The organism is Roseovarius aestuariivivens, from assembly GCF_004761875.1.
Lineage (GTDB): Bacteria > Pseudomonadota > Alphaproteobacteria > Rhodobacterales > Rhodobacteraceae > Roseovarius > Roseovarius aestuariivivens.
This window is the reverse complement of record NZ_SJEY01000005.1, coordinates 206,432-229,608: the sequence shown is the minus strand read 5'-3', so window position 1 is coordinate 229,608 and position 23,177 is coordinate 206,432. Positions and strand designations below refer to the sequence as shown.

Below are 23,177 nucleotides of genomic sequence, written 5' to 3'. Positions count from 1 at the left end.
GCGATGAGCAAGAGCGAGAGCCAGTCTCGGGCCGGGGAAGATCTGTCTCCGGTGGCCGAGGTGAAGACTGCCGTGGCGGGTTTCATGAGTGACATTCAACAGCGACTTCAACAACAGGACGAGAAAATGACGATGATCGAACGCAAGACCATGGGCCTGATGCGCCCGCAGCTGGCCACGAGCGCCGAGGCCGAGGCGCCGCATCAGAAGGCGTTCGACGCCTATCTGCGCTCGGGCGACGACGACGGCCTGCGCGGGCTGGAGCTGGAAGGCAAGGCTATGAGCGCCGCGGTGGCGGCCGATGGTGGCTACCTCGTGGACCCGGCAACCGCGCAGAGCGTGCAGGGCGTTCTGGCCTCGACCGCTTCGATCCGGGCTATCGCCAATGTGGTGCAGGTGGAGGCGACGTCCTTTGACGTGCTGATCGACCACACCGATATCGGCCATGGCTGGGCGACCGAGACAGGCAACACCGCCGAGACTGGCGCGCCGTCGATCGACCGCATCACCATCCCGCTTCACGAGCTGAGCACGCTGCCCAAGGCCAGCCAGCGCCTGCTGGATGACAGCGCCTTTGACATCGAGGGTTGGCTTGCGGGCCGCATCGCCGACAAGTTCGCGCGTGCCGAGGCCGCGGCCTTTGTCGCCGGAGACGGGATCGACAAGCCCAAGGGTTTCCTGACCCATCCTTCGGTCGACAATGACGTCTGGGCCTGGGGCAATCTGGGCTATGTGCCCACGGGCGTGGACGGCGATTTCGGCGGCGCCGAGACGATCATCGATCTGGTCTACGCGGTGGGTGCCCAGTATCGCGCCAACGGGACGTTCGTCATGAACTCCAAGACCGCGGGTGCCGTGCGCAAGCTCAAGGACAACGATGGCCGTTTCCTGTGGTCCGACGGCCTTGCCGCCGGCGAGCCCGCGCGCCTGCTGGGCTATCCCGTGCTGATCGCCGAGGACATGCCCGATATTGCCAGCGGCGCAACCGCGATTGCATTCGGTGATTTCGGCGCGGGTTACACCGTGGCCGAGCGTCCCGACCTGCGTGTGCTGCGCGACCCGTTCTCGGCCAAGCCGCACGTTCTTTACTACGCCACAAAGCGCGTAGGTGGCGACGTGAGCGATTTCGCGGCGATCAAACTGCTCAAGTTCGCAGTGGCCTAAGGCCTTTCGGTTCGGGCGAAATTCTTCCGCCCGGATGGCGCGCGTCGCCCAATGTCTGCACCCGGTTACATCCCTCCGAGCGGGTCGGGGCGGGCGGCGCGTGCCGGGACCTTCCGGAGGGGCCGGGGATTTCTGGAGTGAATCCATGATGTTAATCGAAGAAACCGCTGTGCCCTAGGCCGCGCTTCCGGTGAATGAATTCAAGGCGCATCTGCGGCTTGGCACCGGGTTCTCGGACGGGGACGTGCAAGACATGGTGCTCGAGTCGTTTCTGCGCGCCGCCATCGCGGCGATTGAGGCGCGCACGGGCAAGATCCTCGTGGAGCGGGCCTTTTCCTGGACCCTGACGCGATGGCGCGATCAGGGCGGTCAAAGTCTGCCGGTGGCGCCTGTGCGCGAGATCACGGCATTCAAGCTGCGTAACAGAGCAGATGAGGAAGAACTGATCGGTGCGGCCTACTATCGTCTGGACCAGGACACGCAGCGCCCGCTGATGCGGCCGACGGGTTCTTGTCTGCCGGTCATCCCGCCGGGTGGCGTGGCCGACATCTCTTTCGTGGCGGGATATGCGCCTGACTGGAACGGGTTGCCCGCCGATTTTGGACAGGCGGTCATCCTGCTGGCTGCGCATTACTACGAACATCGCCATGAGACCCGCGCCGGCGAAACGGCGATACCGCTGGGCGTCGCGGGGCTGGTCGAGCGCTACCGCACGGTGCGTCTATTTGCCGGAGGCCGGACATGACCGGCGGCGTGCATCTGAACCGGCGTCTCGTTCTTGAGGAAGAGGTAAGACAGGCCGACGGCGCGGGCGGCTATTTGGGAACCTGGGCAGCTCTTGGCACGCTCTGGGCCGATATCCGGGCCCGGTCGGGCCGCGACGCGTCCGGTGAAGACACCAGCGTGTCGCGCACCGGCTTTCGCGTCACTGTTCGCGCGGCACCGTTTGGTGCGCCATCGCGACCAAGCCCGGGCCAGCGGTTTAGGGATGGCATGAGGATTTTCCGGATCGAGGCCGTGGCCGAACGGGATGCACAAGGCCGGTACCTCACCTGCTTTTGCGAAGAGGAGGTGGCGCTATGAGTTATGGAGCAGCGGCTGCCCTTCAGGAGGCCATCTATCAACGGCTGGTGAACGATACGACGTTGGACGCGCTGGTCCAGGGCGCGATCTATGACGCGTTGCCGCGCGGTTCCGTGCCGGATCTTTACGTGACGCTAGGCCCCGAGGAAGCGCGCGTGCGTTCAGACAAGACCGGCGGCGGCGCGTGGCACCGCTTCACCGTGAGCGTGATCAGCTCCGCGGCGGGATTTCATACGGCCAAAGAGGTGGCGGCGGCGATCAGCGATGCGCTGACAGATGCGCCGCTCGCCCTGAGCCGGGGGCAGTGCCCGGCCTTGCATTTCTTTCGTGCCCGCGCCCGGCGGGATGGCACCGGCGATCTGCGCCGGATCGACCTGACGTTCCGGGCGCGGGTGGATGACACCCCAATTTCCTAACCTTCGGAGACAAATCCCATGGCAGTGCAGAACGGCAAGGACCTTTTGGTCAAGATCGACCTGACCGGCAGCGGCAATTTTCAGACGGTCGCGGGGCTGCGCGCGACGCGCGTAAGCTTCAACGCCGAAAGCGTGGATGTCACCAGCCTTGAATCGGCGGGCGGCTGGCGCGAACTTTTGGCAGGCGCGGGTGTGAAAAGCGCTGCTATCAGCGGTTCGGGCATCTTCCGCGACGCGGCGAGCGACGAGCGTGTGCGGCAGATCTTCTTCGATGGCGAGATGCCCGGTTTTCAGGTGGTGATTCCGGACTTTGGAATCATCGAGGGGCCTTTCCAGGTCAGTTCAATCGAATACGCCGGCAACCATGACGGTGAGGCCACCTACGAGTTATCGCTGACCTCTGCCGGCCAGTTGACCTTCACGGCGATCTAAGGCGATGGCGAACCCTTTTGCGGGTGAGGTCGCGCTCTGCATCGATGGAGAGCCGCGCGTGCTCAAGCTGACCCTTGGCGCGCTGGCCGAGCTGGAGGTGAGCCTGGGCGACGACACGTTGGTGGCTCTGGTCGAGCGGTTCGAGCGTGGTGCGTTTTCCAGCCGCGATGTTCTGGCGCTGATCGTGGCAGGTTTGCGCGGAGGCGGCTGGGCGGGAACGGCGGCGGATCTTCTGCATGCCGAGATCGAGGGCGGTCCCCTGGGGGCCGCACGGGCGGCAGCTGCGCTTCTGGCGCGGGCGTTCACACTGGCGGATGGGCCGTGAACGGGCCGCCTGCGGGCATCGACTGGCCCGCCCTGATGCGGGCGGGGATTCGGGGGCTTGGCCTGCGCCCACGAGAATTCTGGGTGCTGACGCCCGCCGAGCTTGAGCTGATGCTGGGCAAGCCGGCGGGGGTGGCGCCGCTCAAACGGTCCCGGCTTGACGCGCTTTTAGCAGATTACCCGGACGGCAATGGAGAGACGAGCGATGAGTGAGATGGAACAGCTGGACGACCTTGATCAGCAGGTGGCGGCGCTGGACGAAAACCTTGGCGCGGCAACGGATATGGCAGCGGCTTTCAATAGCGAACTCGCTCGAGTGCGGGCCAGTTTTCAGGGCACCGGACATGATTTGGCGGCACTCGACCGCGGCATCAGCCGGGGTCTCAACAAGGCGATACGAGGCGCGGTTATCGAAGGCGACGGCCTGTCGGATGCGGTGCGCAATCTGTCCACTGCGATGATCAATTCGGCGTTCAATTCCGCCGTGCGGCCGGTGACCGACCATGTCGGCGGGCTGCTAAGCCAAGGCATCGGCAACCTCATGGGCGGGCTTTTCGCTTTCGAAAAAGGTGGCAGTTTTGCCTCGGGTCGGGTCCAGCCCTTTGCCTCGGGCGGGATTGTCAACGGGCCGACTATGTTTCCGATGCGCGGCGGCACCGGCCTAATGGGAGAGGCCGGACCGGAGGCGATCATGCCGTTGGCGCGCGGCGCCGACGGCAAGCTTGGCGTAAGGGCGCAAGCGGGTGGCGATGTCCGGGTCGTGATGAATGTCAGCACGCCCGATGTCGAAGGGTTCCGCCGCAGCCAGGCGCAGATCGCGGCGCAGCTTGGCCGGGCGATCGGGCGCGGCAACCGCAATCGTTAAGGCAAGGAGAAAGAGATGCAGTTTCATGAGGTAAGATTTCCCGCCAGCCTGAGCTTCGGTTCGATTGGCGGTCCGGAGCGGCTCACGGATGTGGTCACGCTCGCCAACGGCTTTGAAGAACGCAACACGCCATGGAAACATTCGCGCCGCCGCTATGACGCGGGCGTCGCGCTGCGTGGTCTCGACGATATCGAGACCCTGATCGCGTTTTTTGAGGCGCGGCAGGGGCAGATGTACGGTTTTCGCTGGAAGGACTGGACCGACTACAAATCTTCCCGGGCACGCACCGAACCGCGGTTTGACGACCAGATCATCGGCACCGGGGACGATGTGACCGCCGAAGTGCAACTGATCAAGACATATCGCTCTGGAGAGAGTGTGTATGCCCGGCCCATCACCAAACCGGTCGCAGGCAGCGTGCGCGTAGGGCAGGACGGTGCCGAGTTGCAGGAAGGGATCCATTACGAGGTCGATACGACCACCGGCATCCTTCGGTTCAGTCACCCGGTCAGTGCCGGTGTCCGAGTGACCGCAGGCTTCGAGTTCGATGTTCCGGTTCGTTTCGACATCGACCGCATTCATACCAGTCTCGCCAGTTTTCAGGCAGGCGAGGTGCCCAATGTACCGGTGGTAGAGGTGCGCGTATGAAGGGCTTGCACGAGGGACTGGAAGCGCATCTTCGGACAGGGCTGACAACGACCTGCCGCTGCTGGGCGGTCTTGCGCGAAGACGGTGTGACACTTGGATTTACCGATCACGATTGCGATCTGTCCTTTGACGGGCACATCTTTCGTGCCGACACCGGGTTGAGCGCCAAGGCGTTGCAGCAAACGACCGGACTTGCAGTGGACAATACCGAGGCCTTGGGGGCGCTGAGAGACGGCGCGATCACCGAAAGCGATATCGAGGCCGGACGCTATTACGGCGCGGAGGTGCTAGCGTGGCTTGTGAACTGGCGGAATGTCGAGGAACGCCACCTTCAGTTCCAGGGAACGATCGGGGAAATCAAGCGCGCGGGCGGCGCCTTCGAGGCAGAACTGAGAGGGCTGACAGAAGCGCTTAACCTGCCATTGGGGCGTGTCTTTCAGAAGCCCTGCAGCGCGGTTCTTGGCGACGCGTCGTGCCGGTTCGACATGAGCCTGCCCGGCTATCGCAGCGAACGGCCCGCCGAGACGGTTGAGGCACGACGGATCTTCCGCTTTGCGGCGCTTGATGGATTTGAACCCGAATGGTTTCGCCACGGCGCGCTGCGGGTGCTGGAGGGCCCGGCGGTGGGATTGTCGGGCGTCATCAAGCGGGATCTGAGCGACGTCGCCGGCAGGTTGATCGAACTTTGGCATCCGCTGCGGGCCGAGATCCGTCCGGGCGACCTGCTGCGGCTGGAGGCAGGCTGTGACAAATGCAGCGAGACGTGCCGCTTGAAGTTCAACAACTTTTTGAACTTTCAGGGCTTTCCCGATATTCCGGGTGATGACTGGTCGATCACGGATCCTGCCCGCGCGGCCGTTCTGGATGGTGGGAGCCGGCGCGGATGAACGACAAACGGATCGCAGAGCGCGCCGTGGCAGAGGCGCGCGCCTGGATCGGCACGCCCTACCGGCACCAGGCCAGTTGTCGGGGGGCAGGGACAGATTGTCTTGGTCTGTTGCGTGGCGTGTGGCGCGCACTTTACGGCGCCGAACCCGAGGTGGTGCCGGCCTATAGTATGGACTGGTCCGAGCCCGCCCGGGACGAAGCGCTCTGGCGTGCGGCACGCCGGCATCTTTTGCCACGCCCCCTGAACAGCGATAGTTCGGGCGATGTCCTGCTGTTCCGGATGCGGGATGGCGGGGTGGCCAAGCATCTGGGCCTGTCAGGCGCGGTGGGCCCGTCCGCCACTTTCATTCACGCCTATTCAGGTCACGCGGTACTGGAAAGCCCGCTCAGCGCGCCCTGGCGGCGGCGCATCGTGGCCCGGTTTGCATTCCCTCAGGAGGTCTAGGTTATGGCAACGGTTGTTCTTTCGGCGGCGGGTGCGGCGCTTGGCGGCTCGGCGGGCGGGTCGCTCTTGGGGCTGTCGATGGCAGCGGTGGGCCGGTTTGCGGGCGCGGTGATCGGTCGGTCCATCGACCAACGCTTGCTGGGTCAGGGCTCGGACATGGTCGATAGCGGCAAGGTCAGCCGCTTGCGCCTGACCGGCACCGGCGAAGGAGACGTCATCGGCCAGGTCTACGGACGGATGCGGGTGCCCGGACAAGTGATCTGGGCCACGCGATTCCGCGAGACGGTCAAGGTCACGTCAGGTGGCGGCGGAAAGGGCGCCCCAAGCCGGCCCTCGCAGCGCAATTTCAGCTACTCCGTTAGTCTGGCCGTAGCGCTTTGCGAGGGCGAGATCAGTCGTGTGGGCCGGATCTGGGCCGACGGGATTGAGGTGGCGGGCGACGAGTTGACGCTGCGGGTTTATACCGGCAGCCGCGATCAGCTTCCCGATCCGAAAATCGAGGCGGTCGAGGGCGCTGGCACCGTGCCGGCCTATCGCGGGACGGCCTATGTCGTCATCGAGGACCTGGATCTCACACCTTACGGCAACCGCGTGCCACAATTTACCTTTGAGGTCAGCCGTCCGGCACCCCGGGATCTGCCCGGTGCGGCGGAGGATCCAGCTTACAGCGTAGAGGGTGTCGCGCTTTTGCCGGGCAGTGGAGAGTACGCTCTGGCCACGACCCCGGCCAATATTCAGTACGGGCCGGGATCCCAGGCGCCCGCAAATATAAATTCGCCGTCAGGAAAGAGTGATTTCCTGACGTCTCTGGATCAGATGACCGGAGAGCTGAAATCGGTGAAAACCAGTTCGCTCATCGTAAGCTGGTTCGGCGACGACCTGCGGGCGGGCATGTGCACGATCCGGCCCAAGGTCGAACAGCAGACCTACGAGGCAGGCAATATGCCCTGGCAGGTCTGCGGTTTGACCTGTGCCAACGCGGAGGTGGTGCCGCGCGACGCAGATGGAAGACAGGTCTATGGTGGCACCCCCACCGATCAGTCCGTGATCGAGGAGATCGTCGCTCTGAAGGAGGCGGGACAGGACGTCCTGTTCTATCCCTTCATCCTGATGACCCAGATGCCAGGCAACACCCTGACCGATCCGAATGGCGGCCAAGACGGACAGCCGGTTTTGCCGTGGCGCGGGCGGATCACCACGCCTCTCGCGCCGGGGCAGGACGGCAGCCCGGACGGAACTGCGGCCGCCGACGCCGAGGTAGCCGCCTTTTTCGGAACCGCCTCAGCAGGAGATTTCCGCATCGGACCGAAGCCCATCGAAGAGTGGGTCTTTGGCCAGTCGATCTACGCGGCAAGCGCCTTTCCCGAGGATTATGGCGTGCGGTTAGAGGACAAGACCGCGCTGACAACGGATGCCGTGGACTTGCTCCGTTACCAGGGGCTGCACCAGGACAGCCCGGTGTTTTACGACGGACCCGATGAGTGGGGGTATCGCCGGTTCATTTTGCATCAGGCCGCGCTTTGTGCCGTGGCAGGCGGTGTGGAAAGCTTCTGTATCGGATCTGAAATGCGCGGGCTAACACAGATTCGTGGCGCAAATAACAGCTTTCCGGCTGTTGCCGCGCTGATCGAACTGGCCGCGGAGGTGCGCAAGATCCTCGGACCGGACGTCAAGATAGGGTATGCGGCGGACTGGTCGGAATATTTCGGCTATCAGCCACAGGACGGATCCGGCGATCGCTTTTTTCATCTCGATCCGCTTTGGGCCGACGCAAATATCGATTTCATAGGCATCGACAACTACATGCCCTTGTCGGATTGGCGGGACGGGCGCGATCACCTTGACGCACAGAGCGGGGTCGAGGCGATCTACGAGCTTGGGTACCTGCAGGGCAATATCGAGGGTGGCGAAGGCTATGACTGGTATTACCATTCCGAAGAAGCCCGCGCCGCGCAGATCCGCACACCCATCACCGACACCGACCATGCGGAGCCGTGGGTCTGGCGGTACAAGGATATCCGCAACTGGTGGCTTAACGAACACCACGACCGTGTGAACGGCGTCCGGCTGGAGACACCGACACCTTGGATCCAGCAATCGAAGCCCGTGCGTTTCACCGAGTACGGCTGTGCCGCAATCGACAAGGGCACGAACCAGCCCAACAAGTTCCTCGATCCCAAATCTTCGGAATCGAATCTGCCATATCATTCTGACGGCCGGCGCGACGAGCTGATGCAAATACAGTACATCCGCGCCATGCTGGGGTATTGGGGCGACCCAGAGCGCAATCCTGTTTCGGAAATCTACGGCGGGCCGATGATCGACATGACCCGTGCCTGTCTCTGGGCGTGGGATCTGCGCCCGTATCCGCACTTTCCCAATAATCGCGGATTGTGGAGCGATGGCGCAAACTACGCGCGCGGCCATTGGCTCAACGGGCGGGCTTCGGCACGGACCTTGGCCGGTCTTGTCGAAGAGATCTGTGAAAGCGCCGGGTTGTCGGCGCGCGACACGTCGCGGCTTTTCGGTCTCGTGCGGGGATACAGCGTGGATCAGATCGGCGAAGCGCGCGCGGCTCTTCAACCGCTCATGCTGCGTTTCGGATTCGACGCGGTCGAGCGTGACGGCGCTTTGCGTTTTGTCATGCGGGACGGCGTGGCGGATCGCGCCGTGGACCTAGACCGGCTCGTCCGCGACAGCGAGATCGACGGCGTGTTGGAAGAGGTGCGCGGCAGCACGGTTGAATTGGCTGGTCGGGTGCGTTTGCGCTTCATCGAGGCCGATGCCGATCTCGAGGTGATCTCGGAGGAGGCGGTGTTGCCGGATGACCGCACGCACGCCGTGTCCAGTTCGGAAATGCCGCTCGTCATGACGCGGGCCGAGGGCCGGCAAACGGTGGAACGCTGGTTGTCCGAGGCGCGCGTGGCTACCGACACGGTCCGCCTGACGCTGCCGCCGTCAGAACTGAGCACCGGCGCAGGCGATGTGCTGGCCTTACCCGAGGAGGGCGGGCAGGGTTATTTCCGGATCGACCGGGTCGACAGTCAGGGCGGCGCGCAAAAGGTCGAGGCGGTACGGATCGAGCCGGAAACCTACCGCCCCGCTGATATGCCAGACGAGGTGGTATTCCTAAAGCCGTTCGCGGCCCCAATCCCTGTAACGCCCTTTTTCCTCGATTTGCCTCTCCTGACCGGAGAAGAGCTGCCTCACGCGCCCTATCTTGCCGTGACCGCGACCCCCTGGCCGGGGTCCGCGGCGCTTTATGCGTCAGACGACGACGCGAATTACAAGCTTAATCAGATCGTCGCGGCGCGTACGCCAGTTGGCGTGCTGGAAACCCCGCTCTGGACGGCTTGTCCGGGGGTGATCGACCGGGGTGAGGCGGTTCAGGTCCGGATGCTGAGCGGGCAGTTGGAAAGCGTCAGCGACCTTGCCTTCCTCAACGGCGCGAATCTGTGCGCCGTGGGTGACGGCACGCCCAACGGTTGGGAGCTGATCCAGTTTCGCGACGCGGAACTCGTGGACAGCGATACGTATCTGCTGCGGTACCGTTTGCGCGGGCAGGCTAGCACCGAGCGTGCCACGCCCTGGCCGGCAGGCAGCTTTCTGGTGCGCCTTGACGGCACGCCTCGGCAGATCGAGCTTAGCGAAGCCAAGCGCGGATTGGCGCGGCACTACAGGATCGGTCCGGCACAGCGTCCGTTCGACGACCCTGCCTATTCCCATGCGCTGCTCGCCTTCGAAGGGGTCGGACTGCGGCCGTTTTCGCCGGTGCACCTGCGCTTGTCAGGGCAGGCGGGCCAGGACGTGACGCTTAGCTGGATCCGCCGCACAAGGGTTGGCGGAGATCGGTGGGACACACCGGACGTCCCCTTGGGTGAGGAAAACGAGCGTTATCTTGTCCGCGTGATGTCGGGACCGCAGGTTCTGCGCGAAGCGATAGTCAGCACGCCGAGCTGGACATATACCGCAGCGCAGCAGATCGCCGACGGCGCAGCGGCGGGGGTCGAGCTTCACGTGGCACAGCTTTCGGCCAGCTTCGGCGCTGGCAGACCGGGCGTTTTGGCGTTTCCCCCCACCTAGCCGCGGGCGCAGTCCACGCATCTCACGGCTGCGGGATCGAACCGCAGCCGTCCTTCGGCGATTTCATCTGCGCAATCCTCGCAATATCCGAACTCTCCCTCGTCCATCCGGGCGAGAGCCGCGTGCAGCCGGCGGCGTTCGCTCTCGCGGCGCGCGCTTGTGGCGTGTGCCATGGCCTGGTTTTGCAATGCGTCCATCCGGCTCAGCCGCCCCACGGCCTGCTGATCAAGTTCGACCGTCGCCTTTCCGGCTGAACCGCGCATATCCTCATCATCCAGTGCGGCAAGCCGCGCGGCGATCTCTGAGCGGATTTCGTCGTTGCCCTGGCCATACATATTCGTGATTTTCCCCATAACGGCTTTGCATTTTACCGAAGGTCCTTATTTGGTATAGTCTGTTTTCGACGACAAGGAGCACAACCATGCCCGAGACGCACGCAAAACTGGCCGAACTGGACCCGGTCTGGGCACGGATCAAATCCGAGGCTGAGACGAGTATCGCCGAAGAACCGCTTTTGGGCGGTTTGGTGCATTCGTCGATCCTGCACCACAAGACCATCGAATCCGCGCTGGCCTATCGCATTTCGCTCAAGTTGGCCTCGACGGAAATGCCCGAGCAGATCCTCCGGGAAATCTGCGACATGGCCTATGCCGACGAGGCAGAGATCGGGCACGCCGCCCGCGCGGATATCGTGGCGGTCTATGACCGTGACCCGGCCTGCGACCGGTTCCTGCTGCCGATGCTGTTCTTCAAGGGCTTTCAGGCGATTCAGGCGTATCGCGTGGCCAATTGGCTGTGGCGGCAAAAACGGCGCGACATGGCGCGGTTCTTTCAGATGCGCTGTTCCGAAGTGTTCGGCGTCGATATCCATCCCGCCGCACGGATCGGCAAGGGCATCATGATCGATCATGCGCATTCGATCGTGATCGGGGAAACGGCGGTCGTGGGCGATAACGTCTCAATGCTGCATTCCGTGACCCTTGGCGGTACCGGCAAGGAAGAAGAGGATCGCCATCCGAAGATCGGCGACGGGGTGCTGATCGGCGCGGGTGCCAAGGTTTTGGGCAACATCAAGGTCGGCTATTGTTCGCGTATCGCCGCGGGGTCTGTCGTTCTGCAAGAGGTGCCGCCGTGCAAGACCGTGGCAGGCGTGCCGGCAAAGATCGTGGGCGAGGCTGGCTGTGCGCAGCCCTCCGTGGCCATGGACCAGCTATTGGGCGTGCGCTGACCGACGCGTCGCGCACTTTGTGCGCGTCGCCTCGATTTCAAACCGACTTGGGACACCTTTCATGCGATCTCTCGTTCGTATCTCGGCGCTGTTCTGTCTTGCGGCTGCCGGGCTCGGTGGTGGTGCGGCAGCGGGCGATTTTCTGTTTCGACCGCTCGGGGCAGACGAAACCGCACTTTCGCCCTATCGCTGGAAGAATCGTCCCTTGGTCCTTTTCGCACCGTCGCCGGACGACCCGACCTATAGAGCGGCTATGGCAAAGCTGGCGGCGTCCGAACCGGATCTGAGAGAGCGAGATATCGTCGTCTTGTCCGATACGGCGCCGGACGAAAAAGGCGCCTTGCGCCAGAGACTTGCGCCCCAAAGCTTTCTGATGCTGCTGGTCGGCAAGGACGGCGGCATCAAGCTCCGTTCGGACAGCGTGATCCCAGTCGATACGCTGCGGCGCACCATCGACGCGATGCCGATGCGTCAACGCGAAATGCGTCAGGACTGATCAAGCGCGCCGCCTCGCACGCGCTGTGACGGCGTCAGCAAAAGCGCCTTGTTGAAGCGCCAGCCGCGGTAATGGCGACTGACCGTGATCAGAGCCATCATAAAATAGAAGAACTGGATCAGGGCGGCGCCGAGGTTGAAATCGACGACCAGGGAAATCATCACACAAGACGACGCCGACAGAATGAACAGGAAATAGGTTGGCCCCCGGCTGTCGAGCCGTCCGGAGCAGAGTAAAAAGAACCCGATGACGTAAAGCGAAAATCCCAAGATGCCGACGACACGGCACAGCAATACGATGTCCACGGTAAAGGCGGGTGAAAATGCCATGATCTAAAATCCTTAGCGGCCCGAAAATAAATGAGCCATGGTGTAAAATAACGTAGCGTCATGCTGCGCCTTGTCGGTGCACGCGTCAAGTCTGGAAATCCTGGCTCATTGTTGCGGTGCGTTGGAACAGGCCCTTGGCCCAAGCGTTCATTTGTCGAAAGGCACAGGTGGACTTCATGGATTTTTTGCAAGGCTGGGCTGACGCAGCTCTGACATCGCTCGGCTTCTTCTGGGTTGCGTTCTGGGCCTTCGGGCTTGGCTATCTTATCAGCGCGGCGATCCAGCTTTTCGTCAGCCGGGACAGGATGCAACAGGCCATGGGCGACGAGAATCTCGGATCTGTCTCGCGCGCGGCCGTATTTGGCTTCCTGTCCTCGTCCTGTAGTTTTTCGGCGCTCGCGTCGGCGCGGGCGCTGTTTGCGAAAGGGGCGGGTTTCGTGCCATCGATGGCGTTTCTGCTTGCCTCGACCAACCTCGTGATCGAACTGGGCATCGTGATTTCGGTCTTTCTCAGTTGGCATTTCGTGGTGGCGGAGTATGTAGGCGGGCTCGTCCTAATCGGGGTGATGTGGGCACTCGTGGCGCTGTGGCGGCCGCAAAAACAGATCGAGGCCGTGCGCCATGCTTTGGAGGCCGGCGACGCGGATCAGCCCGAAGATCCCGCGGATCTTGCGCAGTCTCCCGCTCTCTGGCGCAAACTGGCCAAGTCTTATCTCATGGAATGGCAGATGGTCTGGAAGGACGTGACGGTTGGCTTCACGGTCGCCGGGATCATCGCGGCCTTCGTGCCGGCAGATTTTTTCACGTGGCTTTTTCCCGGAACGGGAGAAGAGGGAAGCCGCAGCTTCGCCGAAGTGCTGTCGCATGCCGTCATCGGCCCGGTCGCGGCGTTTTTCACCTTCATCGGCTCAATGGGCAATATTCCCCTCGCCGGGTTGCTTTTCGCGAATGGCGTCAGCGTGGCCGGCATCATGGCCTTCATTTTCTCCGATCTGGTGGTGTTCCCCGTGATCCGCGTGCACGCCCGGTTCTATGGCTGGAAAATGGCGGCCTATATCGCGGCGCTATTCCTTGCGGCGCTGGTTCTCACGGCCTTGGCCATCCACTACGGCTTTGCACTTCTGGGGCTTGATCCGCAAAGCGCATCTCGGGGTCTGGTCGAGCCCACGGAGCGGTTTCAGGTCGACTATACCTCCTGGATGAACCTGGCATTTCTCGGTCTGACAGCCGTCTTCGGGTGGCTGGCGTGGCAAGGCCGCGAAGGGCACGATCACGACCACGATCATGACCATGACCACGGCGGCGGCCTGGACCGCGTGCTTTATTGGCTGGCCTTGCTGGCATTTGGTTGGCTGGCCGGTGGTCTGGCGGTGTTCGCCCTGACCTGATCAATAGCCCCGCACCGCAAAGAAAAAGGCCGGGGTGTTTTGCCCCGGCCTTCGTGTGTCGCGGTGTCCCCGTCCGGTTCAGGCCAGCATCATCATTGGGTTCTCAAGATTCTGCACGATCTGCTCCAGCAACTGCGCCCCGAGCGCCCCGTCGATCACCCGGTGATCGACCGACAGCGTCACGCTCATGATGGTGGCCGAGGTCAGCTCTCCATCCTCGCCGACGATGGGCTTCTTCACGCCCGAACCGACGGCCAAAATCCCGCCATGGGGCGGGTTGATCACCGCGTCGAAATTGTCGATCCCGAACATGCCAAGGTTGGAAATGGCGAAACTGCCGCCCTGATATTCCTCCGGGCTCAGCTTGCGGTCGCGCGCGCGCGTCGCCAGATCCTTCATCTCTGCTGAGAGAGTCGAGAGCGACTTCATATGCGCGTCCTTGAGAACTGGCGTGAACAGCCCGCCCTCAATGGCCACGGCCACGGCCACGTCCGACGGCTTCAGTTTCAGCACCCGGTCGCCGGCCCAGACGGCATTGGCATCCGGTACGGCCTGCAGGGCCAGGGCACTTGCCTTGATGATGAAGTCGTTGACCGAGAGCTTTACGCCGCGCGCCTCAAGCTGCTTGTTGAGCTGGCTGCGGAACTTCAGAAGTGCGTCGAGCTTGATGTCGCGCCGCAAGTAGAAATGCGGGATGGTCTGCTTGGCCTCGGTGAGACGCGCGGCAATCGTCTTGCGCATCCCGTCGAGCTTGACCTCCTCGAACTCGCGGTTCTGGTACATCTTGAGCACCGCATCCGCCGACGGCCCGGCAGGGGCAGACGCCGCAGCGGGCGCGGCCTCGGACTTGGCCTCGCTCTTGGCGGCCTCGGCTTTCTTGCCGGGCTGGGCGGATTCCACATCGGCCTTCACGATCCGGCCATGCGGACCGGAGCCCTTGATCTGCGTGAGATCGAGGCCTTTCTGCTTGGCGATCCGCCGCGCCAGCGGCGAGGCAAAGATGCGCTCGCCATCCTCGGATTTGGGGGCAGCCGGGGCAGGGGTGTCGGGCGCGTCCTCGGGGCTCGCCTTGCTGGCACCGCCGCCGCCACCGCCGCCGCTTTCCGATTTGGCGGGCTTTTCCTCGCTCTTGTCGTCATCGCCGCCGTCATCCTTCGGCGCGGCGCTGACCTCGCCGATATCGTCGGCACTTTCGCCTTCTTCCAGCAGCACGGCGATGGGCGTATTTACCTTCACGCCTTCGGTGCCTTCCTCGACGAGGATCTTGCCGATGGTGCCTTCATCGACCGCTTCAAACTCCATCGTCGCCTTGTCGGTCTCGATCTCGGCCAGAAGATCGCCCGAGTTGACCTCGTCACCTTCCTTGACCAGCCATTTGGCCAGCGTGCCTTCCTCCATCGTGGGCGACAGGGCGGGCATCAGAATTTCTGTGGGCATCGCGTCGCGCTCCTTACCGGTAGGTCACTTGTTTGACGGCATCCAGAACCTCTGCGGTCGAGGTCAGCGCCAGCTTTTCGAGATTGGCCGCATAGGGCATGGGCACGTCCTTGCCGGTGCAGTTGATCACCGGCGCATCCAGCCAGTCGAAGGCCCGCTGCATCAGGATCGCACTCAGATGGTTGCCGATGGAACAGACGGGGAAGCCTTCTTCGACGGTCACGCAGCGGTTGGTCTTCTGCACGCTGGCGATCACCGTGTCATAGTCGAGCGGACGCAAAGACCGCAGGTCGATCACCTCCGCCTCGATCCCATCTTCGGCCAGCTTTTCGGCGGCTTCCATTGCGTAGGTCATGCCGATGCCGAAGCTCACGATGGTCACGTCTGTGCCCTCGCGCGCCACGCGCGCCTTGCCGATTGGAATCGTGAAATCATCCAGAACGGGCACTTCGAAGCTCTTGCCGTAAAGGATCTCGTTTTCCAGGAACACGACCGGGTTCGGGTCGCGGATCGCGGATTTGAGCAGACCCTTGGCGTCGGCTGCGGTGTAAGGCTGGATGACCTTCAGCCCCGGGACATGGCTGTACCAAGCCGCATAATCCTGGCTGTGCTGAGCCGCCACGCGCGCGGCCGCGCCATTCGGGCCACGGAACACGATGGGGCTGCCCATCTGGCCGCCCGACATGTAAAGCGTCTTGGCCGCAGAGTTGATGATCTGGTCGATCGCCTGCATCGCGAAGTTCCAGGTCATGAACTCCACGATCGGCTTCAGCCCGCCCCAGCTTGCGCCGACACCGATCCCGGCAAAGCCATGCTCGGTGATGGGTGTGTCGATCACGCGTCGGGCGCCGAACTCGTCCAGCAGGCCTTGCGTGATCTTGTAGGCGCCCTGGTACTCGGCCACCTCCTCGCCCATGATAAAGACGGTGTCGTCGTTGCGCATCTCTTCGGCCATCGCCGAATTGAGCGCCTCGCGCACGGTCATCTTCTTCATCTCGGTGCCTTCGGGCCAGTCCGGCTCGATATTTTGCGCCACCTTGGCCGGGGCAGAGGGGGCAGGGGCGCTGCCGTCTTCGGCGCTGCTGTCCTCTTTCTCTTCCCCGCCGTCGTCGTCCCCGCTTTCCGGCGGCTCGGCGCTGATCTCGCCGATATCGTCGGCGCTTTCGCCTTCCTCCAGCAGCACGGCGATGGGCGTGTTCACTTTCACGCCCTCGGTGCCTTCCTCGATCAGGATCTTGCCGATGGTGCCTTCGTCGACGGCTTCGAATTCCATGGTGGCCTTGTCGGTCTCGATCTCGGCCATGATGTCACCGGAATTGACCGTGTCACCTTCCTTGACCAGCCATTTGGCCAGCGTGCCTTCCTCCATCGTGGGCGACAGGGCGGGCATCAGAATTTCTGTGGGCATCTGTTATATCTCCTGCAATCTCTGTCGCTTACGCTTCGCGCACGATATCGGTCCAAAGCTCGTCGACCGCCGGTTCCGGGCTTTCCTTGGAGAATTCGGCCGCACCGTTCACGATGCCCTTGATCTCCTTGTCAATGGCTTTCAGATCGTCCTCGGTGGCGTGCTTGCCGCTGAGCAGCAGATCGCGCACGTGTTCGATACAGTCCTTTTCATCGCGCATCTTCTGCACTTCCTCGCGGGTGCGATACTTCGCAGGGTCCGACATGGAATGGCCGCGATAGCGATAGGTCATCAGTTCGAGGATGTAGGGCCCCTTGCCCGCCCGGCAGTGATCTACGGCTTTCTTGCCCGCGTCGCGTACGGCCAGCACGTCCATACCGTCCACCGCCTCGCCGGGAATACCGAACGCCTCACCGCGCGTGTGAATGTCGGGCGTCGAGGTGGAGCGCTTCATCGAGGTGCCCATGGCGTACTGGTTGTTCTCGATCACGAAAACCACCGGCAGTTTCCAGACCGCCGCCATGTTGAACGTCTCGTACACCTGGCCCTGGTTCGCGGCGCCATCGCCGAAATAAGTGAAGGTGACGCGATCGTTGCCCTTGTATTGATCCGCAAGCGCCAGACCGGCCCCAAGCGGCACATTCGCGCCGACGATACCATGCCCGCCGTAGAAATCCTTTTCCTTGCTGAACATGTGCATCGAGCCGCCCTTGCCTTTGGAATAGCCGCCCTCACGGCCGGTCAGCTCGGCCATGACGCCGTTGGGATCCATCCCGCAGGCCAGCATGTGGCCGTGGTCGCGATAGGTTGTGACGCGCTTGTCACCCTCCTCGGCCGCGGATTCAAGACCGACGACCACCGCTTCCTGTCCGATATAAAGGTGACAGAAGCCGCCAATAAGCCCCATGCCGTAAAGCTGACCCGCCTTCTCCTCGAATCGGCGGATCAACAGCATATCGCGGTAATATTGCTTCAGTTCGTCTGCGGAAACATTTGGTTTGGCTGACTTTTTCCGGGTGGCCATGGGCGGATGGCTCCTCTGCTGGGAATATAGTTTAGCGTTAAACTAGTCACTAAAGCATCCAGCCGGGATTTTCGAGAGCGAATTTGCTGCATAATCGCCCGCCCGCGCAAGGGCGCGATCAGCGGATGACGATCTCGTCGGACCGCAAAAGCCCCAACACGTCGCGGGCCTGTTGATCCAGCAGATCAAGATCGAGATAGGTGTCCGAGAGACGTTTGGTGAGGTTTTCCATCCGCGCGACCCGTACCTCGAGCGCATCAAGCTGGGCGCGCAGGGCTTTTTCGCCGGCCTCGATTTCGGCCCGGCGGAAGAGGCCGTAATCGCCCTGCACGGCGGCAAAGGTGAAGTAAGCGCTCAGCCCGAAGGCCACGACGAAATAGATCAGGACACCGAAGGCGGGTCTCTTGCGCGAAGTCATGGGTCTGCCGCTCTGCCTTTGCTGCCCGCCTCTTGATGGACGGTGCCAGCGAACCCTGCCATACCGAAAGAGGGTTGTGAATCCCCTTTTCCCCGGTTCGCCTTAAACGGTAGAAGCTTGCGCAAAGGAGAGTCTTTCATGTCACAGGTCCCCCCGCGCGCCGCCCTTCTGACGCACGAGGTCACGAACCAGCCCGACCCGCGGGGCGACGTGGATCTCTGGGCGAGCGACCCGGTGGTGCAGGACCATGCCACGGCGGCCGGCGCGGACGCAGAACACCTGGCGCGTTTCGGCGCGACCATGGGCACTGCGTTGATGGCCGACGCGGGCCGCGAGGCCAATCGCCATCCGCCCGAGCTGCGGCTTTTCGATCAGGCCGGTCGGCGGCTCGACGAACTGCGCTACCACCCGGCCTATTATACGCTGATGCGCGCCGGGATCGGCGCGGGCTATGCCGCGCTGCCGTGGGAGGGCGCGCGCGGCGGGCACGCCACACATGCCGCCATGGTCTATCTCATGAGCCAGGTCGAGCCTGGCGTCTGCTGTCCCATGACAATGACCTACGCGGCGGTTCCCGCGCTCAAAGCAAGTGAAACGCTGTTCGACGGCTGGGTGCCGAAACTGACAAGCCGGGCCTATGACAGCGCGGCGCGCCCGCTCGCGCGCAAGACCGGCGCGACCCTCGGCATGGCGATGACGGAAAAGCAGGGCGGCTCGGACGTGCGGGCGAACACGACCCGTGCCACGCGGGACGGCGACAGCTATCTGCTGCGCGGTCACAAATGGTTCTGCTCCGCACCGATGTCCGACGGTTTTCTCACGCTGGCCCAGGCGCCGGACGGGCTGAGCTGTTTTCTCGTGCCTCGCTGGCTTGAGGACGGGCGCAACGCGATCGAGATCCAGCGGCTCAAGGACAAGCTGGGCAACCGGGCCAACGGCTCGGCCGAGATCGAGTATCTCGATGCGCGCGCCTATCTTCTGGGCGAAGAGGGGCAGGGGGTGCAGACCATTCTCGAGATGGTGCACCACACACGGCTCGACACGGCGCTTGCGCCGGCGGGACTGATGCGTGCGGCGCTGGCGCGGGCGGCGCATTGGGCGCGGGGGCGCGCCGCGTTTGGATCCAAGCTGATCGATCAACCGCTGATGCGCTCGGTTCTGGCGGATCTTGTGCTGGATTGGGAAGGTACGCTGGCGCTCGGGATGCACGTGGCGTGCGCCTTTGACGCGAAGGGCGAGCCGGAACGGGAGTATGCCCGGCTGGCCGTGGCGCTGGCCAAATACATGGGCAACAAGCTCTGTCCGACGGTCGTGGTCGAAGCCATGGAGGTGCTGGGCGGCATGGGCTATGTCGAGGACAGCGATCTGCCGCTCTTTTATCGCGAGGCCCCGCTCAACGGCATTTGGGAAGGCTCCGGCAACGTGATTTGCCTCGATGTGCTGCGCACGTTGCGCCGCACGCCCAGAGCTGGCGAGCGGCTCAGCGAGGAACTAGGCGCGGTGGCCGGACAGGACCGGCGTTATGACGACGCGCTCAGCCGTCACATCCGACATTTTCCGAAACTGCCCGACGAGGCGCAGGCGCGGTGGTACGTGGAAAGCCTTGCGACACTTCTAACGGCCTCGGTGCTGATCCGCACCGCTCCCGTGGCAGTGGCCGAGGCCTTTGTCGCCTCGCGGCTGACTGGTGAAAGAGGGCGCTGTTCCGGAGCCATCGGCCCGGTGGAGACGGGCGCGATCCTCGCCCGGCTGGGCGCGGAGGGCTGACGGCGGCTGAGGGACCAGTCCCCCAGACCCCCTGAGGTATTTTTCGCCAGATGAAGAGGGCTACGCGGGTAGATAGATGGGAAAGCGCGCGCGCAGGCTTGCGTCGGTGCGCGGATCGAACCGCGCGGCGGCGCGCCGCGACAGGATCTCTTCCTTGCGCGCGCGGGCCCTGTCGATGAGGTCGGGCTTGCCTTTTTCCACCCATTCCTTGGGCGAGGTGCGGTCGCCCAGGCCGGGATAGACATGGTCGCTTTGCATCCGGCCGAGCGTCGCGGCGGTGCCCAGGTAGTGCCCGCTGCCGCCCAGGCAGACCTCGCGCATCTGGTCGAGCGCGAGCGTGTCGTCATCGACCTCGATCCCGCGCACGCAGCGCATCGCCTGCCCGATCAGGTCGTCGCCCAGAATGAGGCTTTCGTGACAGAACCCGAGCAGCGAGGCATGCATGCCGGCCGCCTCGTAGACCATGTTGAGCCCGGCCAGCCCCGCCATGACGTTCGAGCACATCTGCTCCCACCCGGCCTGCATGTCCGGCAGTTTGGCATCGGCGATCCCGCCCGCTGCGCCGCCCGGCACGCCGTAGAATTTGTGCATCTGCGCGCAGCCTGCCGACAGAAGCGCCTGTTCGCCCGATCCGCCGGTCATCGCGCCCGTGCGCAGGTCAAGGCCGAACGGCCAGGTGCCGAAGATCGCCGGATGTCCGGGGCGCACGGCATTGACGTAGACAAGCCCGGCGAGACACTCCGCGCAGGCCTGCACGATCGCGCCCGCCACGGTGGAGGGCGCAGTGGCCCCCGCCATGCCCGCCGACAACAAGAGCACCGGCATGCCGCCTTCGATGCAGGCCTCCATGACCTTGCACGCCTCGGGCGCAAAGCGCAGCGGCGGCACCACGAAGCAGTTGGAATTGCTCACGAACGGCCGCGCCCGCCAAGCCTCTTCGCTGCCCGCGATCATGTGCAGCATCTCCAGCGCGTCGGCCACGAAATCGGCATCGGTAAAAGACGTGCCCACATGTTTCGTGGTGCCCGCACAGCAGGCGTAGACCGTGTTGAGATCCATCTCGCGCGCATCCGCAATATCGCGGGCCACCATGGGACGCTGCAGGAAATGGATATTCTCGAGCCTGTCGCAGATCCGCGCGGCGTCATGCAGATCCTGCAAGGTGCTGTCGCGATAGGTCTGGCCATCGGGGTCGACCATGTTCACCGCCGCGCCGGCCGTGCCATAGTGCACGCGTGCGCCCGAGAGTTCGAGGTCGTTGAGGCCATCGCGGCTATGCAGCGTGATGCTACGATTGGCGTGTGCCAGCGTGTCCTCGACCAGGGCGCGGGGAAAACGCACGCGCCCGTCGGTGCCGTGGATCGCCCCGGCCCGCGTCAGGACGTCGATGCCGCTCGGCGGCGCGTCGGCCAGCCCGATCTCTTCCAGCGCGGTCAGCGCAGCCTCGTGAATGCGGGCCATGTCCGTCTCGGACAGTGGCCGATACTGTCCGCCCTCCATGCCGGGGCGTATGGGGCGCAGCGCGGCATCGAGAGGAGCCGCGCGGCTGGCGCGGCGGGCGGAGCGGCCACCAGAGCGGCGGGTCAGGAGATCGGGCATGTCGGAAAGTCCAGAAAGGCGGTCGGGAAGGGCTCAGGAAAGGAAGCCCGGCCCAGGCCGTCCGCGCGCCGCGCGTCCTCTTCCGGCGCCGATGGTGCGCATGATCCGAACGATTTTAGAGCGTGCCGCCACGGCAAACCTCATCCTTGATGAGGGTAGCCTAACCCCGCGACCTGCGGCAATCTGTCCTGAAAACGACCTATGTCGCAAACAGACCCTGCGGGGTCGTACGGTGCGGCGGGCCGGTCTGCGTCACCGGCCCGCCGTGACTTGCGATGTGCCTCAGACGGCCGACAGGAAAAGTACCGGCAGGCCCAGCATGCCGCCGATGATGATGGCCAGTGAAAGACCAAGACCTTTGAACATGGTTCCGTCTCCTCGTGTTTGGACTGACAAGAAGATAGGGCGCGGACGCACCGCGCGGACGTGACAGCCGGTCGCAGGGATCAGCCCGCCTTGCGTGCCGCGGCCCGGGTTTCGGCAAAGTCCAGAAGCTCGGCCACCGCCGCCTCGAGCCGGTCATCCGCCACCGTCAGGCCAAGCCGCACATGACCGGCGGCGGCGTGTCCGAAGCTTTCCCCGGGCATCACCGCGACCTGCCGCTCGGCCAGCAATGCCAGTGCGAACGCCTCTCCGGAAAGACCGGTGGCGCGGATATCGAGCATCACGAACATACCCCCGTCCGCCGGTATCGCGCGCACCGCGTCCGACTGCGCGACCTGCGCAAGCACTCGGTCGCGGCGGCGGCGGAACGGGGCCGCGATACCGGCCTCGAACGCCGCCCCGAGACCGAGGGCGAAGACCGCCGCTTCCTGCACGAAGCCGGCGACGCCATAGGTGGTGTGGGTCGACAGGTTGGCCATTTGGGCGATCGCCTTCTCCGGGCCCACGACCCAGCCGATGCGGCTGCCGGTCATGGCGTGGCTCTTGGACAGGCTTCCGATCACCAGCGTGCGCTCGGCCATATCCGGCAACGCGCGGGGGCTGAGATGTGCGCCGTCCCAGACCTGTGTGTCGTAAACCTCGTCAGAGATCAGCCATAGATCATGATCCCGCACGACGCCTGCGATGCCGTTCAGGGTCTCCGCCCGATAGACCACGCCGGTCGGGTTGTTGGGCGAATTGATCAGAAGGGCGCGCGCGCCGGTGGCCTTTGCGGCGATATCGGCCGGGTCGGGCTGAAAGTCGCGGTCGGGCGGGGCGGCGACGGGCACCGGCACCGCGCCCACGCCGCGGATCGTCCCGGGATAGGTGGCGTAATAGGGATCGATGAAGAGCGCCCGGTCGCCCTCGTCGCAGGCGGCGTGATGAGCGGCGAAAAGCCCGGCCTGACCGCCCGGCACCACCAGCACATTGTCGGGTGTCGTGGCCACGCCGGTGCGCGCGGCGACCCGCCGCGCCACGGTCTCGCGCAGATTTCGGTTGCCGTTGAACATCGCATAGCCGACATGGCCGGCCGTTGCGGCGGCATGCATCGCATCGAGGATGCTCTGATCCGTGCCGACATCATGTTCGCCGATGGTGAGCATGGCGATATCCGCACCCTCGGCCTGCATCGCCTTGGCTTTGTAATGGATGTCCCAGCCGTCCGAGCCGCCGCCCGTCAGCCCCGTGATCCGCCGTGAGAGTCGCATAAGACCGATCCCTTGCTTGCCCGGATATGGGCCGGGTGTCGCGCGGGCGGGTCCGGGAAGTCAAGCCGCTTGACCGGGGCGCACGCGGCGCGTAGACCGGG

The 23,177-nt window shown here is 63.9% G+C and carries 24 protein-coding genes; 16 read left to right on the top strand and 8 right to left on the bottom strand.

Annotation, left to right across the window (positions count from 1 at the left end; translation table 11 throughout):
- Positions 1 to 3: 3 nt before the first annotated feature.
- The 12 genes from EZV60_RS10255 to EZV60_RS10200 all read left to right on the top strand — a co-directional run bounded on the left by EZV60_RS10255 (position 4) and on the right by EZV60_RS10200 (position 10,348).
- Positions 4 to 1,164 carry a phage major capsid protein gene (locus EZV60_RS10255; RefSeq protein WP_135505103.1) on the top strand — a complete coding sequence of 387 codons (1,161 nt, stop codon included), beginning with the start codon at positions 4 to 6 and terminating at the stop codon, positions 1,162 to 1,164.
- 190 nt (positions 1,165 to 1,354) lie between these two features.
- Entirely contained in the window at positions 1,355 to 1,909 is a 555-nt protein-coding gene (locus tag EZV60_RS10250) for a head-tail connector protein (RefSeq protein ID WP_245306267.1), read from the top strand.
- Positions 1,906 to 2,247, top strand: coding sequence for a head-tail adaptor protein (locus EZV60_RS10245; protein WP_135505101.1), 342 nt, complete (start codon positions 1,906 to 1,908; stop codon positions 2,245 to 2,247). The genes EZV60_RS10250 and EZV60_RS10245 overlap by 4 nt, the downstream gene beginning before the upstream one ends.
- Positions 2,244 to 2,663: a DUF3168 domain-containing protein gene (locus EZV60_RS10240; RefSeq protein WP_135505099.1), complete on the top strand. Its 420-nt coding sequence runs from the start codon at positions 2,244 to 2,246 to the stop codon at positions 2,661 to 2,663. Before EZV60_RS10245 ends, EZV60_RS10240 begins: the two co-directional genes overlap by 4 nt.
- A gap of 18 nt (positions 2,664 to 2,681) precedes the next feature.
- Positions 2,682 to 3,095, top strand: a complete 414-nt coding sequence (locus tag EZV60_RS10235; RefSeq protein ID WP_135505097.1) for a phage major tail protein, TP901-1 family — start codon at positions 2,682 to 2,684, stop codon at positions 3,093 to 3,095.
- A gap of 4 nt (positions 3,096 to 3,099) precedes the next feature.
- Positions 3,100 to 3,420, top strand: a complete 321-nt coding sequence (locus EZV60_RS10230) for a gene transfer agent family protein (protein WP_135505095.1) — start codon at positions 3,100 to 3,102, stop codon at positions 3,418 to 3,420.
- Positions 3,417 to 3,632, top strand: coding sequence for a rcc01693 family protein (locus EZV60_RS10225; RefSeq protein WP_280952581.1), 216 nt, complete (start codon positions 3,417 to 3,419; stop codon positions 3,630 to 3,632). Before EZV60_RS10230 ends, EZV60_RS10225 begins: the two co-directional genes overlap by 4 nt.
- Positions 3,625 to 4,284, top strand: coding sequence for a phage tail tape measure protein (locus EZV60_RS10220; protein ID WP_135505093.1), 660 nt, complete (start codon positions 3,625 to 3,627; stop codon positions 4,282 to 4,284). Before EZV60_RS10225 ends, EZV60_RS10220 begins: the two co-directional genes overlap by 8 nt.
- 15 nt (positions 4,285 to 4,299) lie before the next feature.
- On the top strand, positions 4,300 to 4,932 hold the full coding sequence (locus EZV60_RS10215) for a DUF2460 domain-containing protein (protein WP_135505091.1): 633 nt from the start codon (positions 4,300 to 4,302) through the stop codon (positions 4,930 to 4,932).
- Positions 4,929 to 5,819 carry a DUF2163 domain-containing protein gene (locus EZV60_RS10210; protein ID WP_135505090.1) on the top strand — a complete coding sequence of 297 codons (891 nt, stop codon included), beginning with the start codon at positions 4,929 to 4,931 and terminating at the stop codon, positions 5,817 to 5,819. The genes EZV60_RS10215 and EZV60_RS10210 overlap by 4 nt, the downstream gene beginning before the upstream one ends.
- A complete protein-coding gene (locus EZV60_RS10205; protein WP_135505088.1) occupies positions 5,816 to 6,265 on the top strand; it encodes a C40 family peptidase in 450 nt (149 codons plus the stop codon). Before EZV60_RS10210 ends, EZV60_RS10205 begins: the two co-directional genes overlap by 4 nt.
- Before the next feature lie 3 nt (positions 6,266 to 6,268).
- Positions 6,269 to 10,348: a baseplate multidomain protein megatron gene (locus tag EZV60_RS10200; RefSeq protein ID WP_135505086.1), complete on the top strand. Its 4,080-nt coding sequence runs from the start codon at positions 6,269 to 6,271 to the stop codon at positions 10,346 to 10,348.
- Here the strand turns inward: EZV60_RS10200 and EZV60_RS10195 are convergent.
- Positions 10,345 to 10,701: a TraR/DksA family transcriptional regulator gene (locus EZV60_RS10195; RefSeq protein ID WP_245306266.1), complete on the bottom strand. Its 357-nt coding sequence runs from the start codon at positions 10,699 to 10,701 to the stop codon at positions 10,345 to 10,347. The two genes, EZV60_RS10200 and EZV60_RS10195, sit on opposite strands and share 4 nt — an antisense overlap.
- Positions 10,702 to 10,769: 68 nt before the next feature.
- On the opposite strand from EZV60_RS10195, the gene cysE reads away from it, so the two are divergent.
- Complete coding sequence (gene cysE, locus EZV60_RS10190) at positions 10,770 to 11,576, top strand: serine O-acetyltransferase (RefSeq protein ID WP_135505084.1); 807 nt, start codon at positions 10,770 to 10,772, stop codon at positions 11,574 to 11,576.
- 61 nt (positions 11,577 to 11,637) lie between these two features.
- Positions 11,638 to 12,072, top strand: a complete 435-nt coding sequence (locus tag EZV60_RS10185; RefSeq protein WP_135505082.1) for a DUF4174 domain-containing protein — start codon at positions 11,638 to 11,640, stop codon at positions 12,070 to 12,072.
- On the opposite strand, the gene EZV60_RS10180 is transcribed toward EZV60_RS10185, so the two are convergent.
- Complete coding sequence (locus EZV60_RS10180; RefSeq protein WP_135505080.1) at positions 12,063 to 12,401, bottom strand: CBU_0592 family membrane protein; 339 nt, start codon at positions 12,399 to 12,401, stop codon at positions 12,063 to 12,065. The two genes, EZV60_RS10185 and EZV60_RS10180, sit on opposite strands and share 10 nt — an antisense overlap.
- 176 nt (positions 12,402 to 12,577) lie before the next feature.
- On the opposite strand from EZV60_RS10180, the gene EZV60_RS10175 reads away from it, so the two are divergent.
- Positions 12,578 to 13,789 (top strand): permease, encoded by a 1,212-nt coding sequence (locus EZV60_RS10175; RefSeq protein WP_135505078.1) that lies wholly within the window; start codon positions 12,578 to 12,580, stop codon positions 13,787 to 13,789.
- 78 nt (positions 13,790 to 13,867) lie between these two features.
- Here EZV60_RS10175 and EZV60_RS10170 read toward each other — a convergent pair whose 3' ends face one another.
- From EZV60_RS10170 to EZV60_RS10155, 4 genes are all read right to left on the bottom strand, one after another.
- Complete coding sequence (locus EZV60_RS10170; protein WP_135505076.1) at positions 13,868 to 15,226, bottom strand: pyruvate dehydrogenase complex dihydrolipoamide acetyltransferase; 1,359 nt, start codon at positions 15,224 to 15,226, stop codon at positions 13,868 to 13,870.
- 13 nt (positions 15,227 to 15,239) lie between these two features.
- On the bottom strand, positions 15,240 to 16,634 hold the full coding sequence (locus EZV60_RS10165) for a pyruvate dehydrogenase complex E1 component subunit beta (RefSeq protein ID WP_135505074.1): 1,395 nt from the start codon (positions 16,632 to 16,634) through the stop codon (positions 15,240 to 15,242).
- 28 nt (positions 16,635 to 16,662) lie between these two features.
- Complete coding sequence (gene pdhA, locus EZV60_RS10160) at positions 16,663 to 17,658, bottom strand: pyruvate dehydrogenase (acetyl-transferring) E1 component subunit alpha (RefSeq protein WP_135505072.1); 996 nt, start codon at positions 17,656 to 17,658, stop codon at positions 16,663 to 16,665.
- 118 nt (positions 17,659 to 17,776) lie between these two features.
- The gene (locus EZV60_RS10155; RefSeq protein ID WP_135505070.1) at positions 17,777 to 18,076 is read right to left on the bottom strand and encodes an FtsB family cell division protein; all 300 of its coding nucleotides are present in this window, start codon (positions 18,074 to 18,076) and stop codon (positions 17,777 to 17,779) included.
- Positions 18,077 to 18,214: 138 nt separating this feature from the next.
- Between EZV60_RS10155 and EZV60_RS10150 the strand changes: the two genes are divergently transcribed.
- The gene (locus EZV60_RS10150) at positions 18,215 to 19,843 is read left to right on the top strand and encodes an acyl-CoA dehydrogenase family protein (RefSeq protein WP_135505068.1); all 1,629 of its coding nucleotides are present in this window, start codon (positions 18,215 to 18,217) and stop codon (positions 19,841 to 19,843) included.
- Positions 19,844 to 19,903: 60 nt separating this feature from the next.
- On the opposite strand, the gene EZV60_RS10145 is transcribed toward EZV60_RS10150, so the two are convergent.
- Both EZV60_RS10145 and EZV60_RS10140 read right to left on the bottom strand, forming a co-directional pair.
- Positions 19,904 to 21,442, bottom strand: a complete 1,539-nt coding sequence (locus EZV60_RS10145) for a trimethylamine methyltransferase family protein (protein WP_135505066.1) — start codon at positions 21,440 to 21,442, stop codon at positions 19,904 to 19,906.
- Positions 21,443 to 21,888: 446 nt separating this feature from the next.
- A complete protein-coding gene (locus EZV60_RS10140) occupies positions 21,889 to 23,076 on the bottom strand; it encodes a pyridoxal phosphate-dependent aminotransferase (protein ID WP_135505063.1) in 1,188 nt (395 codons plus the stop codon).
- Between the last annotated feature and the right edge of the window lie 101 nt (positions 23,077 to 23,177).

Excerpts from the sequence above, each read along its gene's own strand:
- EZV60_RS10235 (WP_135505097.1), top strand. The coding sequence starts at position 2,682 with ATGGCAGTGCAGAACGGCAAGGACCTTTTGGTCAAGATCGACCTGACC.
- EZV60_RS10165 (WP_135505074.1), bottom strand. The coding sequence starts at position 16,634 with ATGCCCACAGAAATTCTGATGCCCGCCCTGTCGCCCACGATGGAGGAA.
- EZV60_RS10200 (WP_135505086.1), top strand. The coding sequence starts at position 6,269 with ATGGCAACGGTTGTTCTTTCGGCGGCGGGTGCGGCGCTTGGCGGCTCG.
- EZV60_RS10145 (WP_135505066.1), bottom strand. The coding sequence starts at position 21,442 with ATGCCCGATCTCCTGACCCGCCGCTCTGGTGGCCGCTCCGCCCGCCGC.
- EZV60_RS10185 (WP_135505082.1), top strand. The coding sequence starts at position 11,638 with ATGCGATCTCTCGTTCGTATCTCGGCGCTGTTCTGTCTTGCGGCTGCC.
- EZV60_RS10150 (WP_135505068.1), top strand. The coding sequence starts at position 18,215 with ATGTCACAGGTCCCCCCGCGCGCCGCCCTTCTGACGCACGAGGTCACG.
- EZV60_RS10195 (WP_245306266.1), bottom strand. The coding sequence starts at position 10,701 with ATGGGGAAAATCACGAATATGTATGGCCAGGGCAACGACGAAATCCGC.
- EZV60_RS10220 (WP_135505093.1), top strand. The coding sequence starts at position 3,625 with ATGAGTGAGATGGAACAGCTGGACGACCTTGATCAGCAGGTGGCGGCG.
- EZV60_RS10215 (WP_135505091.1), top strand. The coding sequence starts at position 4,300 with ATGCAGTTTCATGAGGTAAGATTTCCCGCCAGCCTGAGCTTCGGTTCG.
- EZV60_RS10175 (WP_135505078.1), top strand. The coding sequence starts at position 12,578 with ATGGATTTTTTGCAAGGCTGGGCTGACGCAGCTCTGACATCGCTCGGC.
- cysE (WP_135505084.1), top strand. The coding sequence starts at position 10,770 with ATGCCCGAGACGCACGCAAAACTGGCCGAACTGGACCCGGTCTGGGCA.
- EZV60_RS10245 (WP_135505101.1), top strand. The coding sequence starts at position 1,906 with ATGACCGGCGGCGTGCATCTGAACCGGCGTCTCGTTCTTGAGGAAGAG.
- EZV60_RS10240 (WP_135505099.1), top strand. The coding sequence starts at position 2,244 with ATGAGTTATGGAGCAGCGGCTGCCCTTCAGGAGGCCATCTATCAACGG.
- EZV60_RS10255 (WP_135505103.1), top strand. The coding sequence starts at position 4 with ATGAGCAAGAGCGAGAGCCAGTCTCGGGCCGGGGAAGATCTGTCTCCG.
- EZV60_RS10155 (WP_135505070.1), bottom strand. The coding sequence starts at position 18,076 with ATGACTTCGCGCAAGAGACCCGCCTTCGGTGTCCTGATCTATTTCGTC.
- EZV60_RS10140 (WP_135505063.1), bottom strand. The coding sequence starts at position 23,076 with ATGCGACTCTCACGGCGGATCACGGGGCTGACGGGCGGCGGCTCGGAC.
- EZV60_RS10180 (WP_135505080.1), bottom strand. The coding sequence starts at position 12,401 with ATGGCATTTTCACCCGCCTTTACCGTGGACATCGTATTGCTGTGCCGT.
- EZV60_RS10230 (WP_135505095.1), top strand. The coding sequence starts at position 3,100 with ATGGCGAACCCTTTTGCGGGTGAGGTCGCGCTCTGCATCGATGGAGAG.
- EZV60_RS10210 (WP_135505090.1), top strand. The coding sequence starts at position 4,929 with ATGAAGGGCTTGCACGAGGGACTGGAAGCGCATCTTCGGACAGGGCTG.
- EZV60_RS10170 (WP_135505076.1), bottom strand. The coding sequence starts at position 15,226 with ATGCCCACAGAAATTCTGATGCCCGCCCTGTCGCCCACGATGGAGGAA.
- pdhA (WP_135505072.1), bottom strand. The coding sequence starts at position 17,658 with ATGGCCACCCGGAAAAAGTCAGCCAAACCAAATGTTTCCGCAGACGAA.
- EZV60_RS10205 (WP_135505088.1), top strand. The coding sequence starts at position 5,816 with ATGAACGACAAACGGATCGCAGAGCGCGCCGTGGCAGAGGCGCGCGCC.